The sequence below is a fragment of the Bradyrhizobium sp. USDA 3256 genome (assembly GCF_054058275.1).
In genome coordinates, this window is record NZ_JBSSAE010000002.1 from 2544774 (window position 1) to 2559589 (window position 14816).

At 64.6% G+C, this 14816-nt stretch carries 15 protein-coding genes; 7 read left to right on the plus strand and 8 right to left on the minus strand.

Going from position 1 to position 14816, the window contains the following annotated elements:
- The first annotated feature begins 14 nt into the window (after positions 1–14).
- The 6 genes from ACVWY5_RS13470 to ACVWY5_RS13495 all read left to right on the plus strand — a co-directional run bounded on the left by ACVWY5_RS13470 (position 15) and on the right by ACVWY5_RS13495 (position 7698).
- On the plus strand, positions 15–845 hold the full coding sequence (locus ACVWY5_RS13470; RefSeq protein WP_028334286.1) for an OmpA/MotB family protein: 831 nt from the start codon (positions 15–17) through the stop codon (positions 843–845).
- A 112-nt stretch (positions 846–957) separates the two neighbouring features.
- Entirely contained in the window at positions 958–2856 is a 1899-nt protein-coding gene (locus ACVWY5_RS13475) for a potassium transporter Kup (protein WP_028334287.1), read from the plus strand.
- A gap of 155 nt (positions 2857–3011) precedes the next feature.
- A complete protein-coding gene (locus tag ACVWY5_RS13480; protein WP_028334288.1) occupies positions 3012–4937 on the plus strand; it encodes a potassium transporter Kup in 1926 nt (641 codons plus the stop codon).
- A gap of 137 nt (positions 4938–5074) precedes the next feature.
- Entirely contained in the window at positions 5075–5404 is a 330-nt protein-coding gene (locus tag ACVWY5_RS13485) for a rhodanese-like domain-containing protein (protein WP_028334289.1), read from the plus strand.
- A gap of 8 nt (positions 5405–5412) precedes the next feature.
- Positions 5413–6582, plus strand: a complete 1170-nt coding sequence (locus ACVWY5_RS13490; RefSeq protein WP_028334290.1) for an aminotransferase — start codon at positions 5413–5415, stop codon at positions 6580–6582.
- A 6-nt stretch (positions 6583–6588) separates the two neighbouring features.
- Positions 6589–7698 (plus strand): polyamine ABC transporter substrate-binding protein, encoded by a 1110-nt coding sequence (locus ACVWY5_RS13495; protein ID WP_028334291.1) that lies wholly within the window; start codon positions 6589–6591, stop codon positions 7696–7698.
- Positions 7699–7844: 146 nt separating this feature from the next.
- Here ACVWY5_RS13495 and ACVWY5_RS13500 read toward each other — a convergent pair whose 3' ends face one another.
- From ACVWY5_RS13500 to ACVWY5_RS13525, 6 genes are all read right to left on the minus strand, one after another.
- A complete protein-coding gene (locus ACVWY5_RS13500; protein WP_028334292.1) occupies positions 7845–8780 on the minus strand; it encodes a lipid A biosynthesis lauroyl acyltransferase in 936 nt (311 codons plus the stop codon).
- Between the two features lie 17 nt (positions 8781–8797).
- On the minus strand, positions 8798–10075 hold the full coding sequence (locus tag ACVWY5_RS13505) for a beta-ketoacyl-ACP synthase (protein ID WP_028334293.1): 1278 nt from the start codon (positions 10073–10075) through the stop codon (positions 8798–8800).
- Between the two features lie 106 nt (positions 10076–10181).
- Positions 10182–11366, minus strand: coding sequence for a beta-ketoacyl-ACP synthase (locus ACVWY5_RS13510; RefSeq protein ID WP_028334294.1), 1185 nt, complete (start codon positions 11364–11366; stop codon positions 10182–10184).
- 3 nt (positions 11367–11369) lie between these two features.
- Positions 11370–11840: a 3-hydroxyacyl-ACP dehydratase FabZ family protein gene (locus tag ACVWY5_RS13515; RefSeq protein WP_028334295.1), complete on the minus strand. Its 471-nt coding sequence runs from the start codon at positions 11838–11840 to the stop codon at positions 11370–11372.
- A gap of 9 nt (positions 11841–11849) precedes the next feature.
- On the minus strand, positions 11850–12149 hold the full coding sequence (locus ACVWY5_RS13520) for an acyl carrier protein (RefSeq protein ID WP_028334296.1): 300 nt from the start codon (positions 12147–12149) through the stop codon (positions 11850–11852).
- Between the two features lie 181 nt (positions 12150–12330).
- Positions 12331–12672, minus strand: a complete 342-nt coding sequence (locus ACVWY5_RS13525; protein ID WP_028334297.1) for a hypothetical protein — start codon at positions 12670–12672, stop codon at positions 12331–12333.
- A 422-nt stretch (positions 12673–13094) separates the two neighbouring features.
- Between ACVWY5_RS13525 and ACVWY5_RS13530 the strand changes: the two genes are divergently transcribed.
- On the plus strand, positions 13095–13721 hold the full coding sequence (locus ACVWY5_RS13530; protein ID WP_016848428.1) for a ParB-like protein: 627 nt from the start codon (positions 13095–13097) through the stop codon (positions 13719–13721).
- On the opposite strand, the gene ACVWY5_RS13535 is transcribed toward ACVWY5_RS13530, so the two are convergent.
- Both ACVWY5_RS13535 and ACVWY5_RS13540 read right to left on the minus strand, forming a co-directional pair.
- Positions 13682–14194 carry an MgtC/SapB family protein gene (locus ACVWY5_RS13535; protein WP_028334298.1) on the minus strand — a complete coding sequence of 171 codons (513 nt, stop codon included), beginning with the start codon at positions 14192–14194 and terminating at the stop codon, positions 13682–13684. The genes ACVWY5_RS13530 and ACVWY5_RS13535 overlap by 40 nt on opposite strands.
- A gap of 8 nt (positions 14195–14202) precedes the next feature.
- Entirely contained in the window at positions 14203–14781 is a 579-nt protein-coding gene (locus ACVWY5_RS13540; RefSeq protein WP_028334299.1) for a peroxidase-related enzyme, read from the minus strand.
- Positions 14782–14816: the final 35 nt, after the last annotated feature.

Here is a 14816-nt window from a genome sequence, read left to right on the forward strand (position 1 = left end):
CGGAAAAAGCTACAATGGCCAAGAAAAAGCGCGGCGACGCCCATACCGGAGGTCACGGCTGGTTCGTGACCTTCGCCGACCTGATGGGCCTGATGATGAGCTTCTTCGTGATGCTCGTCGCGTTCTCCACCATGGACAACAACAAGCTGAAGATCGTTGCCGGCTCGATGCGCGATGCCTTCGGCGTGCAGACCAATGTGCGCTATTCCGGCATCGTCGAATCCGATGGCCTGCCGACCCGGCCGAAGCTGAAGAACGTCGAGCACATCTCGCCGGAGGAGTCCTCGGCCAATCCGACGCCGGACGAGAAGGAGCGCAGCCAGATCAACGGCGCGCGGCTGAAGATCGACCGCGAATTCGCGCTCGCCTCGGCCTCGCTTCGCCAGGCGCTGCAGGACATGCCGGAGCTGACCGAGATCTCCAAGAACATCATGTTCGAGGAGACCAAGGAGGGGCTCAACCTCGAGATCGTCGACCAGGACGGCCGCTCGATGTTCGCGGACGGTTCCAGGGAGCCGTACGACCGCACCCGCCGGCTGATCCAGAAGCTGGCCGCGCCGCTGAAGGCGACGCCGCTGCGGGTTGCGATCGTGGGGCATACAGCCGCAGGCTTCGTGCCGGCGCGCAGTGATTACGACGGCTTCGACCTGTCCGCGGACCGCGCCAACGCGGTGCGGCAGATCCTGGAGCGGGAAGGGCTGCCGCCGTCGCATATTTTCGCGGTTTCCGGCAAGGCCGACGGCCAACCGCTGTTTCCCGACGACCCGACGCTGCCGGCCAACCGTCGCGTGACCATCACGTTGATGCGGGAAAATCCGCCACTGCCGCCGGATCTGAAGCCGTAGCTCCGGGTTACCATACTACCGTTAACTACCACCGGTGCGCGGTTGACACGTGAAGCGGAAGCGTCGATAGCCGCGCGGATCAAATCAACCGATCGGGCGTTCCAACCTCGCCATGGCTGTCAGCGTCTCATCTACCGAAGCTCAGGAAGGACAACCCACCTCCAGCTTCTGGGCCCTGACACTCGGCAGCATCGGGGTGGTGTTCGGCGATATCGGAACTTCGCCGCTCTACGCATTCCGCGAGGCGGTCGGCGGCGCCGCGCACGGCCAGCCGGTCACCCGCATCATGGTGCTGGGCGTGCTCAGCCTGATCCTGTGGGCGCTGTTCACCGTTGTCACCGCGAAATACGTGCTGCTGCTGCTGCGCGCCGACAACAATGGCGAGGGCGGCACGCTCTCGCTGATGGCGCTCGGCCAGCGCGCGATCGGTCGGCGCAGCTGGCCGCTGCTCGCGCTCGGCGTGGTCGGCGCCTCGATGTTCATCGGCGATTCCATGATCACGCCTGCGATCTCGGTGCTGTCGGCGGTCGAAGGCCTCAAGCTCGCCACCCCGCATCTCGAGCACTATGTGGTGCCGCTGACGATCCTGATCCTGGTCGTGCTGTTCTCGGTGCAGAGTTCTGGCACCGCGCGCGTCGCTTCCGCCTTCGGTCCGGTGATGGTGGTGTGGTTCGCCTCGCTGGCGGTGATGGGGCTCGTCCACATCATGGACGACCCGTCGGTGCTGGCGGCGATCAATCCCTATTACGCGCTCCAGTTCATGCTGACCCACGGCACCATCGGCCTGGTGACGTTGGGCGCGGTGTTCCTCGCGGTGACCGGCGGCGAGGCACTGTATGCCGATCTTGGGCATTTCGGCCGCAAGCCGATCCAGTCCGGCTGGCTGTTCTTCGTGCTGCCCTCGCTGCTGCTGAACTATTTCGGGCAGGGCGCGCTGGTGCTGTCCGACCCTGGCGCGATCGAGAACTCGTTCTACCGCATGGTGCCCGACGTGCTGCTGCTGCCGCTGGTCGGGCTCGCCACCGCCGCGACGGTGATCGCGAGCCAGGCGGTGATCACCGGCGCCTATTCGCTGATCAGCCAGGCGGTGCAGCTCGGGCTCTTGCCGCGCTTCGAGGTCCGCTACACCTCGGAGACCCATGCCGGTCAGATCTATCTGCCGCGCGTCAACCGGCTGCTGCTGATCGGCGTGCTGCTGCTGGTGCTGCTGTTCCGCACCTCGAGCGGGCTGGCTTCGGCCTATGGCATCGCTGTCTCCACCACCATGGTTGCCGACGGCATCATGGGCTTCATCGTGATCTGGAAGCTGTGGAACTGGCGCGTGGCGTCGGCGGCGGCCTTGATCCTGCCGTTCGTGATCGTTGATATGACCTTCTTCAGCGCCAATCTCCTGAAGCTGTTCGAGGGCGCGTGGGTGCCGCTGCTGTTCGGCGTCGTGATGGCGACGATGATCTGGACCTGGCGCCGCGGCGCCGCCATCCTGGTCGCCAAGACCCGGCGCATCGAGGTGCCGCTGCGCGACCTGATCCACAGTCTGGAGAAGCGGCCGCCGCATATCGTCAAGGGCACTGCGGTGTTCCTGACCAGCGATCCGAGCTTCGTGCCGACCGCGCTGCTGCACAATCTCAAGCACAACAAGGTGCTGCACGAGCACAACGTGATCCTGACCATCGAGACCGCACCGACGCCGCGCGTCGATCTGTCCGAGCGCGTCAACATGGAGAAGGTGAGCGACAAGTTCACCGCGGTCCGGCTGCGCTTCGGCTACATGGAATCGCCGAACGTGCCGAAGGCGCTGGCGGTCGCGCGCAAGCTCGGCTGGCAGTTCGACATCATGTCGACCTCGTTCTTCGTGTCGCGCCGCTCGCTGAAGCCGTCGGCCCAGTCCGGCATGCCGCAATGGCAGGACCACCTGTTCATCGCGATGAGCCGGTCCGCCAATGATGCCACCGACTATTTCCAGATCCCGACCGGCCGGGTGGTTGAAGTGGGTACCCAGGTAACTATCTGATCCAGCGCAGGATTCTGATGTTGATCGACCGTGATCCATGCGTGATATGCATGGCGGAGGCCTGAATCCGGGCTAACCTATGCATTCCTGCCGAGAGTATAGCGCTGCGACCCGGCATTGTGCGGTGCGGCAGAAGACAGAGGCACAGCTTCCCCATGTCATCCGAGAGTGCGATCACCGCGGCGGAAACGCCGGCGGCAAACGGCAATGGTGAGGCGCATTCAACCGCCACCTTCAAGGCCCTGATGCTCGGCAGCATCGGTGTCGTCTATGGCGACATCGGCACCAGCCCGCTTTACGCCTTGCGCGAGGCCGTCGTTGCGGCCGCCGGCGGCGAAGGCGCGGTGACGGCGCATGCGGTGCTCGGCGTGCTATCGCTGATCCTCTGGGCTTTGATCGTCGTCGTCACGCTGAAATACGTCGTGATCCTGCTGCGCGCGGACAACAATGGCGAGGGCGGCACGCTGGCGCTGATGGCGCTGGCGCAGCGCGCGGCGACCAAGGGCGGCGCCGCGATCGTGCTGCTCGGCATCATCAGCGGCGCGCTGTTCTATGGCGACGCCGTCATCACGCCGGCGCTCTCGGTGCTGTCGGCAATCGAGGGCATCAAGCTCGTTACCTCGACATTCGATCCCTATGTCGTGCCGCTCACGGTGGTGATCCTTGTCGTCCTGTTCGCGGTGCAGTCGCGCGGCACCGCGCGCGTCGCGGCCTTCTTCGGCCCGGTGATGTGCGTGTGGTTCGCCCTGATCGCGGTCGCGGCGCTGCCGCAGATCGTGCGGCATCCCGAAGTGCTGTACGCGCTCAATCCTATCCTTGCGGTGTCGTTCATGCTGCATCACGGCGTGATCGGGTTCATCACGCTCGGTGCGGTCTTCCTCGCGGTGACCGGCGCCGAGGCGCTCTATGCCGACCTCGGCCATTTCGGCAAACGCCCGATCCAGACCGCGTGGCTGTTCATTGTGCTGCCGTCGCTGGCGCTGAACTATCTGGGGCAGGGCGCGCTCTTGATCGGCAATCCCAAGGGCATCGAGAACCCGTTCTTCCTGATGTTCCCGGACTGGGCCCTGATCCCGATGGTTGCGCTGGCGACCATGGCGACCGTGATCGCGAGCCAGGCCGTCATCACCGGTGCGTATTCGCTGACGCGGCAGGCGATCCAGCTCGGCCTCTTGCCGCGGTTCGAGATCCGCCACACCTCGGAAGCGCATTCCGGGCAGATCTACATGCCGCGCATCAACCGCTTCCTGTTCATCGCGGTCATCGTGCTGGTGCTGATGTTCCGTTCGTCGAGCGCACTGGCCTCGGCTTACGGCATCTCGGTGACCGGCACCATGGTGGTGACGGCGATGATGGGCTTTGTCGTGATCTGGAAGGTCTGGCGCTGGTCGCCGATCGCGGCCGCCGCGCTGGTCGCGCCCTTCCTGTTCCTCGACATCACCTTCCTCGCCGCCAACCTGCTCAAGGTGTTCGAGGGCGGCTGGGTGCCGCTCGCGCTTGGCGGCGCCATGATCGTGGTGATGTACACTTGGCGGCGCGGCAGCCGGCTGTTGTTCGAGAAGTCGCGCAAGCTGGAATTCCCGCTCGCCGATCTCGTCGCGATGCTGGAGAAGCGGCCTCCGCAACGGGTCTCCGGCACCGCGGTGTTCCTGACCAGCGATCCCGTCAGCGCGCCGACCGCGCTGATGCACAGCCTCAAGCACTACAAGGTGCTGCACGAGAAGAACGTCATCCTGACCATCGAGACCGCGCCGACGCCGCGGATCGATCCGTCCGAGCGGGTGCGGATGGAGCAGCTGAGCGAGACCTTCTCCAAGGTGACGCTGAAGTTCGGTTTCATGGAACAGCCGAACGTGCCGAAGACGCTGGCGATCGCCCGCAAGCTCGGCTGGCAGTTCGACATCATGTCGACCTCGTTCTTCCTCTCCCGCCGTGCGCTGAAGCCGGCGGCGCATTCGGGCATGCCGAGTTGGCAGGACCATCTGTTCATCGCGCTGAGCCGCTCGTCGAACGATGCCACCGACTATTTCCAGATCCCGACCGGGCGGGTGGTCGAGGTCGGCACCCAGGTCACGATCTAGGGGCCACGATCCAGCTTTTCCGCGTGGCATCTAACTCGTTTCGGACGCTTGATTTTCTCCGCGCAAGAGGCGACTTTGCGGCCCGGAACGGCGAGCGGCGCGACGCTCGCCAAAGATCATGTCGGGAGGATATTTCCGTGGCGGACCACAAGGTGGAAGATTTGTTTCCGGACGAGGTGTCGAAGGGCATAGCGGAAGGCCGCTATCTCCTGGTCGACGTCCGTGAGCCGAACGAGGTCGCCGTCGAGGCCTATCCTGATAGCGTCGTGGTGCCGCTGTCGACGTTCGACCCGGCGGCGATTCCTGATCCGCAGGGCAAGCAGGTGGTGTTCGCCTGCCGCTCCGGCAAGCGCTCGGTGACGGCCTCGCTGGCCGCGCAGGCCGCGGGCCTGCCCTACGACAAGCACCTGGCGGGCGGCATCATCGGCTGGAAGGCGGCGGGACTGCCGACCAAGACCGGCGGCTGATCCCTGACATGACCTCCATGAACAAGGTCTTCGCGGACCTTCCTGTCACCATCTTCGAGGCGATGTCGCAGGCCGCGCGCGACAACAACGCCATCAATCTCGGCCAGGGCTTTCCCGACGATCCCGGTCCGGAGGACATCCGCCGCGCCGCCGCGGACGCCTCGATCAACGGCTATAATCAATATCCGTCGATGATGGGCATCCCGGAGCTCCGTCAGGCGATCGCATCGCATTACGGCCACTGGCACGGGCTCAAGCTCGATCCGATGACCGAGGTGATGGTCACCTCCGGCGGCACCGAGGCGTTGACCTCCTCGATCCTCTCCGTGGTCGAACCCGGTGATGAGGTGGTGTGCTTCCAGCCGGTCTATGATTCCTATCTGCCGATCATCCGCCAGGCCGGCGGCATTCCGCGGCTGCTGCGGCTCGAACCGCCGGAGTGGCGGCTGAGCGAGGAGATGCTGCGCAGCGTCTTCAATCACAAGACCAAGGCGGTGCTGTTCAACAATCCGCTCAATCCGGCGGCGGTGGTCTATCCGCGCGAGGACCTCGAACTGCTGGCGCGGTTCTGCCAGGAATTCAACGTGGTCGCGATCTGCGACGAGGTCTGGGAACACGTGGTGTTCGACGGCCGCGAGCACATCCCTCTGATCACGATCCCGGGCATGCGCGACCGCACCATCAAGGTCGGCAGCGCCGGCAAGATCTTCTCGCTGACCGGATGGAAGATCGGCTTCGTCTGCGCCGCGCCGCCGCTGCTGCGCGTCGCTGCGAAGGTGCACCAGTTCCTTACCTTCACGACGGCGCCCAATCTGCAGGCGGCGGTGGCATATGGCCTCGGCAAGCCCGACGATTATTTCCTCGACATGCGCAAGGACATGGCGCGGAGCCGCGACCGCCTGACCAAGGGGTTGGAGAGCATCGGCTTTCCGGTGCTGAAGTCGCAGGGGACCTACTTCCTCACCGTGGACCTGTCGCCGCTCGGTCTCAATGAGACCGACGCGGAGTTCTGCTGGCGGATCGTGCAGGACTACAAGGTCGCGGCGATCCCGGTGTCGGCGTTCTACGAGCAGGATGCGGTGACGTCGGTCGTGCGTTTTTGTTTCGCCAAGAAAGACTCGACGCTCGACGCCGCGCTGGAGCGGTTGTCGGACGCCGTTCACCGCCGCAAGAGGTAGGCCAGAATGCGAGAGCAGAACCGTCGTCTCGTCAGCTTCGTCGGCGCGGTCGCGACGGTCCTGCTGCTCTCGGCCTCCGCCGACGCCGAGGAGCGCACGGTCAACTTCTACAACTGGTCGAACTACATGGCGCCGGGAGTCCTCGAGGACTTCACCAAGGAAACCGGCATCAAGGTCGTGTACGATACGTTCGACGCCAACGAGACGCTGGAGACGCGGCTGCTCGCCGGCAAGTCGGGTTACGACGTCGTGGTGCCGACCGGCTACTTCCTGCAGCGCCAGATCACCGCGAAGGTGTTCCTCAAGCTCGACAAGTCGAAGCTGCCGAACCTCGCCAACGCGTGGCCCGTGGTGACGAGCCAACTAGCCACCTACGATCCCGGCAACAATTACGGCGCCAACTACATGTGGGGCACCACCGGCATCGGCTACAACGTCAAGATCGCGCAGAAGACTCTCGGTCCCGATGCGAAGATCGACAGCTGGGACATGGTGTTCAAGCCGGAGAACCTCGCCAAATTCAAGGATTGCGGCATCCACATGCTGGATTCCGCCGACGACATCCTGCCGGCGGCGCTGAGCTATCTCGGCCTCGATCCGAACTCGACCAAGCAGGCCGACCTCGAGAAGGCCGCCGATCTCGTCATCAAGATCCGGCCCTATGTGCGTAAATTCCACTCGTCCGAATATCTCAGCGCGCTGGCCTCGGGCGAAATCTGCATCGTGGTCGGATGGTCGGGCGACATCATGCAGGCGCGCAGCCGGGCGGCGGAAGCCAACACCGGCGTCGAGATCGGTTACACGATCCCCAAGGAGGGCGCGCAGATGTTCTTCGACAATCTCGCGATCCCCGCGGATGCGAAGAACGTTGCCGAGGCCTATGAGCTGATCAACTACCTCTACCGTCCCGAGATCGCGGCGAAGAACTCGAACTTCCTGTCCTATGCCAACGGCAATCTGGCGAGCCAGAAGCTGATCGATCCGAAGATATTCGATGACAAGAACATCTATCCCGACGAGGCGATGCAGAAGAAGCTGTTCGTGATCACGGCGCGCGATCCCGCGACGCAGCGGATCATCAATCGCCTGTGGACGAGGGTGAAGACCGGGAAGTGACGCGGGGCGTCATTCCGGGATGGTGCGTCAGCACCAGACCTCAGATGCGCAATTGCGCATCGGGGAATCTCGAGATTCTCGGTGCGCAAATGCGCACCTAAGGGTTCGATGCTTCGCATCGCCCCGGAATGACAAGTCGGATGAGCCTACCGCCAGCGCCGGTGTAGCCAGAGCCATTGATCGGGATACTCACGGACCCAGCCCTCGACGACATCGGTGATCGCCTGCATGGTGCCCTGAATATCGATCTGGCCGGATGCGTCGAACACCGGCTTGACTTCCTCGGTGACCTCGCCGCGGAAGCGGCCGTCGGGCAGGCGGATGATCCGCGTGCCGTGGATGGGGCAATCGATCTGCCGGCGCAGGCGCGCCAGCAGCGGATTCGCCGTGGTCTTGCGGCCGAAGAAGGTGACGGGAACGCCGTTGGTCAAATACTGATCGACCAGCATCGCGACGTGCTGGCCGTTCTTCAGCGCCTGCGCCAGCTTGAGCGGTGCGTCACGGCCGGCCGGCACCAGGGTGCCCAGGTTGACCGCGCGGATGCGTTCGATGGCGCGGTCGGCGGCTTCGATGTTCGGCCGGCGAAACAGGATGGTGGCGTCGAGCCCATGCGCTGCGGCGGCAATTGGAGAGAGCTCCCAGTTGCCGAGATGTGCGGCGAAGAACAGAGCCGGCTTGCCGTCGTCACGCAACTGATCGAACAGCTGCTTGCTGCGCGCCGAGAATTCGACGCGACCCGGCTTGTCGGGATTCTGGGGATCGTGGTCCCAGATGCGGTCGATGTGCGCGAATTCAGCGCCGATGCGTCCGAGGTTGTGCCAGACGCCCGTCAGGATCTTCTCGATCTCCTCGGGTGACTTTTCCGGGAAAGCGGCCTTGAGGTTCTCGCGGCCGATGCGATCCTCGCGCAGCCGGCGGCCGATGAAATGCGCGGCGCGGCCGAAGAACCTTGCGGTCTTCTCGGGATCGAAATAGCGCGTCGTGCGCAGCAGGCCGATCGTCAGCCCGCCGATCGCCGCGTCGGTCACGGGCTTCGCGGCGTCACGCAGGTGCGCCCTGGTGCGAAGGAGCAGACGTTTCATCTGATGATGCGAGGGCGCTAGGCCGGCTCGCGCGTCAGGATCAGTGAGGCGTTCTGCCCGCCGAACCCGAACGAGTTCGACATCACGGCGGTCACCTTGGCATCGCGCGCCTTGTTGCCGACCACGTCGAACGGGATCGCGGGATCGGGCACCTCGTAGTTGATCGTCGGCGGAATCCGCTGATGCTCGAGCGTGAGCAGCGAGAAGATCGCCTCGACTGCGCCGGCGGCCGAGATGGTGTGGCCGACCATCGACTTGTTCGACGACACCGGAATGTTTTTGGTGTGCTCGCCAAACACGGCCGACGTCGCAAGATACTCCATCTTGTCGTTTTCCGGCGTCGAGGTCCCGTGCGCGTTGATGTGATCAATTTGCTCGGGCTCCATTCCAGCATCGGCGAGCGTCTTGCGCACGCAGCCGATCGCCGGCTTGCCGTCCGGGCTCGAGCGGGTGCGGTGGAAGGAATCGGTGAGTTCGCCGCAGCCGGCAACGACGCCGAGGATACGCGCGCCGCGCGCCATCGCGGCGTCGTAGCTCTCGAGCACCAGCGCACCGGCGCCCTCGGCCATCACGAAGCCGTCGCGGTTCTTCGAGAACGGTTTCGAGGCGGCCTGCGGCGGGTCGTTCTGGGTGGAGAGAGCCGACAGCAGCGAGAAGCGCACCATGGCTTCGGGATTGACCGAGCCATCCGTCGCGATGCACAGCGTTGCATCGGTTTCGCCGCGGCGGATCGCCTCGACGCCGAGCTGGATCGCGGTCGCGCCGGACGCGCAAGCCGTCGACAGCGAAATCGGCGACCCTTTGGTGCCGAAGGTCTCGGCGAGATTGAGCGCGACGGAGCCGAAGGTGAAGCGCCGGTGAAAGTGCGCGAACTTCCCGCCGCTGCAGGTCGCCAGGTATTCGATGATTCCAAAGTCCTTGGTCGGAACCTCGCGCGCGACTTCGAGCCGCTGCGGCCACTCGGTCTCGATCGGGGCGACTGCCAGAAACAGCGGGCCGGGAAAGTCGCCCTTGCTGCCGATGCCGGCTTGCTCGAGCGCTTCTTCGGTCGCGATCTCCGCCAGACGCTGCGACAGGCTGGTCGACGAGAACGGGTCGACGGTGACGAAATCGACGGCGCCGGCCATCGTCGTCTTCAGACTGTCGAGCGGGAAGCGTGTCACGGTCTTGATGCCGGACTCACCCGCGGTGAGGCGCTTCCAATTGTCGGTCTTGCCGCCGCCGAGCGACGTCACGATTCCCATGCCGGTCACGACAACGATCGGTCGGCCGAATTTATCGCGTGGTGCTGTCATGGTTTCCCCGTCGGTGCTTGCGCCGGACTTAAAGTGCGATGAGCTTCATCGCACTCTAGTTGTTTGTTCGAGCATGATGTTCGGAAACAATTTTCCGGATCATGCTCTAACTGACGGCCTCGACCAGCGCCATGCCTTCGCCCTGCCAGTGGCCGACCCCCAACACAACAATCTGGGTTGGCGCTTCGGTCTTTTCAACCTCCAGCCCGGTCGGGTCGTTGGCCGGATAGAGCGCGCCGCGCGAGATCGACAGCGCGGCCAGCGCGAGCCCAAGCGGGAATTGCGCCTCCATGGTGTGGCCAAAGGTCGTTCCGGTGGCGCGGACGGCAAAGCCGGCATGCTGGCTGAGGAATGCGCGCTCTTCGGCAGTCGCAGGCTCGGCGCCGGTCGCGCCCGTGATCAGGATACCGTTGTCGCCGCTGACGCCGAGCTGCGGCCACAACGCTTCCAGCGATTTCGTCACGGCGCCCGGCTCCTTGCGTCGGGCAAGGTCGGCGACCACCTTGGTCAGCTTGGCGTACGGCTTTGCGCCGCGGGCCTCGGCATGTTCGCGCGATTCCATCACGAGGAAGGCGCCGGCCGAGCCGATGGCAAAGCCCGGATTGTTCCTGCGGGCCCAGACCGAGCTATGCTGGTCCTTGAGGGCGAGATCGCCGAATGCATAGAGCATCAAGAGGTCGCCGCGATCGCCGTTATGAGCGGCGCCGACCAAGGCGATGTCACTCTGGCCGGCCCCGATGCGGGCGACCGCGATCCGTGCCGCGTCGATGCTCGAGGCTTCCTCGCCCATGAAGGTGCGCGAGGTCCCGCACACGCCGTGAACGATCGCGATGTTGCCGGCAAGCAGGTTGGAGAGCTGCGCCAGGAACAGCGTCGGGCGCAGCTCGTTCATCAGCTTCTCGTTGAGGAGGGCGGGCGGCAGCTTGCCCTGCGCGTCGGCGTTCATGATCGCCAGGTCGACATTGAGGTCACGCTCGCCGCCACCGGCTGCGATGATCATGTCCATCCGCGACAGGATTTCCTGATTGCCTTTGACGCCGGCGGAATCGAGCGCCAGCCCGGCGGCATAGGTACCGATCCGCTGCCAGGCTTCCATCTGACGCTGATCGCCCTTCTTCGGGATCTGGGCGTCGAAGCTGACGGGGGCGATCGGATGGATCACGTATGGCGCGAGACGCTTCTCGTCGGCATTGACGCGCCGGGCGCCGAGCGCCTCCCAATGCGCATCCAGCCCCTCGCCAAGCGAGGAGAGCAGGCCTACGCCGGTGATCCAGACTTCCTTCTCAGCCATTACTCAACTCATTGCCTGCTGCGGAAACCCGATCTTGGTGGCCATCGCATCCATGTGCACGCGCAAGTCGGGGCTGGGGAAGGGGATGTGACGGAAGGTCAGCTCGGCATTGCACTTGAGCTCCTTGCCGACGCGAACCTTCGCCGAGGTCACGGCGAAGCCTGAACCTTCGTGCTCGATCTTGGCCTCAATGGTCAGGAGCGAACCGGGGCTGACGAAGCCGCGCATCTTGGCTTCCTTGACCATGGCGAGGAAGGGCATGCGCTCGAACTTGGTCAGACCGAGGATCAGCCAGCCCGAGCTCTGGGCCATTGCTTCGGTCAGCAGCACGCCGGGCATGATCGGGTAGCCAGGGAAGTGCCCCGCGAACACCGAATGGCTGTCGGGCGGAACATCCGCCTCGACGACAATGGTCCTTGCGTCGAGGTTGAGGTCGACGATCCGATCAATCAGCTGAAAGATCTCGAGCTGCATGATGGGCGATTACGAGCCCGAGCCCGTGCCCGCGTTCTTGGCTGCAACCAGCTCGTCGATGCGGTCGGCGAGATTCTTCAACACGAAATACTGCTCGGTCGTGGCCTTGCCGTCGTTGACCTCCTGGGTCCACTTTTCGAGCGGCATCTTGATCCCGAAGGCCTTGTCGATGGCAAAGGCGATGTCGAGGAAGTCGAGGCTGTCGATCCCCAGATCGTCGATCGCGTGGCTCTCCGGCTTGATCGTGTCGCGCGGGATGTCGCAGGTCTCCGCGATAATGTTGGCGATCTGCTCGAATGTGGAGGACATCATTAAGCCTTTGATATATTGAAGGTAATTCCGGGTCGGCTCAGAGGAGGCGGGCGCGTTGCCCCGGAATGCCCGATTGCTGGTGCCGGAGTCGTGTGCCCGTATATCGGAGCAGGGCCGTTAGTTCAATGGAGCTTGGCCGGCCTCGCAAGCACGGTTTTTGGGCGGGGTTCCGGCCAGCCTAGCTGCGCGGCATCACCGTAATCTTCGCGCAATCCCGGCGGCCCATCAGCACGCAATCCTGGGTCTTGCGCAGATCGGCGATGCTCATGGCAAGCCAGATGCCGATCGCGGTGAGCGCCACCGTGAAGGCGAAGGCGGCGATGTTGGCGAGCATGCGCTGGCGGAAATCGTCCGGCTCCTCGCGCGGCTTCTCATAGCGAGAGAGGTCGTTGGCAACGGAAGCCGGGCGCGTCGATCGGAGCGGCTCCTCGCGCTTGCCGGGCGGCTGCGCCGAGGTACGCGGCCGGAATTTGAGCACCACGTGCTCGGCATCCGAGGAGATTGGCCGCTGCGTCTTCACTGTTGTCAGTCCGGTCGCGTCGCCAGTTATGTTTAGCATGTTCGCTGCACTTCACACCTAAAATCTTGGTGCGCGCAGAGGTGGTATTCATGCTTCGATCACCTCCAGGAACTGGCTTGCCGTCGAGGCGACTGCTGCGGAGCGCGGGATGCTCGGCATTGCGACGACCAAGCCGATGTCGACACACTCGTTCGACCTTCGCGCATGCACAGTTTGCGCCGCAACGCGGTCACGGAGGTTGAGGCTGCGCGTCCGGGCATTGACAGCCCGGGAGCATCGACAGCCGAGGCCGGATCATCTTGGCCATCGGCCCCCACCGCTTCGTGAAGCCACTCCGGCGCACCGGACTCTTTCACCCGCCTGCGGGCTCATGACATAGTGGAACCCGTTCCGGAGTGCCGGTCAAAAAGGGAGCATAAATCATGGCCCACACGCGCGAGCCTTACGTCAAACCGGTCCCGATCCTATCGCTGCGGCCGACCCAGATGACGGTCGGCATGCAGGAGGTGACGGAGAAGCGGAAGCGCTGGCGCGAGCACAAGTCGGACAAGAAGCGCGCCGAACTGCTGGGCAAGCACATGATCCCGGTCGTCCATGGTCCCGACGACCGCTACTACGTGGTCGATCACCATCACATGGCGCGGGCGCTGCACGAGGAGGGCGTCAAGGACATCTTGGTCACGGTGATCGGCGATCTCACGATGGTCGAGCGTGACGTGTTCTGGGGCGTGATGGACAACAAGCGCTGGGTCTATCCCTACGATTCCAAGGGCGAGCGCCGCCACTTCAAGGACATTCCGAAATCGATCAAGGATCTCAGGGACGATCCGTTCCGCAGCCTCGCCGGCGAGATGCGCCGGGCGGGCGGCTTTGCCAAGGACACGACGCCGTTCAGTGAATTCCTGTGGGCCGATTTTCTGCGCCGCCACATCCCGCGCAAGACGGTGGAGAACAATTTCGCCAAGGCGCTGGAGAAGGGACTGGCGCTCGGCCGCAGCAAGGACGCGGTCTATTTGCCCGGCTGGTGCGGGCCGGCATCTGACGACTGATCTGCCGCCACCGCCGGCCCGTGCTGATCCTCCCTGCCGCCGAGCGCGTGGTGCAGCCACCGTTCGGTCCGCTTGCCGAAGGTCAACAGCAGGAACGCCAGCGCGACGGCGGTGACGACGATCGGCCAATGTCCGGCGCCGCAGACGATGCCGACGCAAGCGGCGAAGAAAGCGCATGCGGCGCTGGTCAGGCCGCGGACCTGGAAGCGGTCGCCCTGCCGCACGATCACGCCGGCGCCGAGGAATCCGATGCCGGTCAGCACGCCCTGGATCACGCGGCTCACCGCGTCGGTGAACTTGCCGGGCTCGACGGCCTGCAATGCCAGCAGCACGACCATGGCCGTCGAGAGGCTGACGAGGCCCAGCGTCTTCAGGCCGATCGGCTTGCCGCGCAGGTCGCGGTCGAGCCCGATCGCGCAGCCGGCAAGGGTGGCCGCGCCGAGACGCAGGATGATCTCGCTCCAGTCCGCCAAGGCGCCCTCTATTTCGGCTGCCGGCCGAGCATGTAGAATTCGCCGTTCGGCCGCATGCCGGTGACGTTGGCGAGCCGGTTCGACAGCGCGAAGAACGCCGCAACTGCGGCGATGTCCCAGACGTCGTCGTCGCTGAAGCCGTGGGCGGCAAGCGCGGCGAAGTCCGCCTCCGAGACTTCCTCGGCGGCGCGACTCACCTTCATGGCGAAGTCGAGCATCGCGCGCTGCCGCGGCGTGATGTCGGCCTTGCGGTAGTTGACCGCGATCTGGTCGGCGATCTCCGGATTCTTGGCGCGGATGCGCAGGATCGCGCCGTGGGCGATCACGCAATACTGGCACTGGTTGGCGGCGCTGGTCGCCACCACGATCATCTCGCGCTCGGCCTTCGAGAGGCCGGAGTCCTTTTCCATCAGCGCGTCGTGATAGGCGAAGAAGGCGCGAAACTCGTCGGGGCGATAGGCCAAGGTGAGGAATACGTTCGGCACGAAGCCGGATTTCTCCTGCACCGCCAGGATGCGGGTGCGGATATCCTCGGGGAGCTCGTCGAGAGCGGGCGTCGGGAAGCGTTTTACGGTCGGCTGCGTCATGAGATGGTTCCGGCGTGCCGCCTGGATGCGGCGTC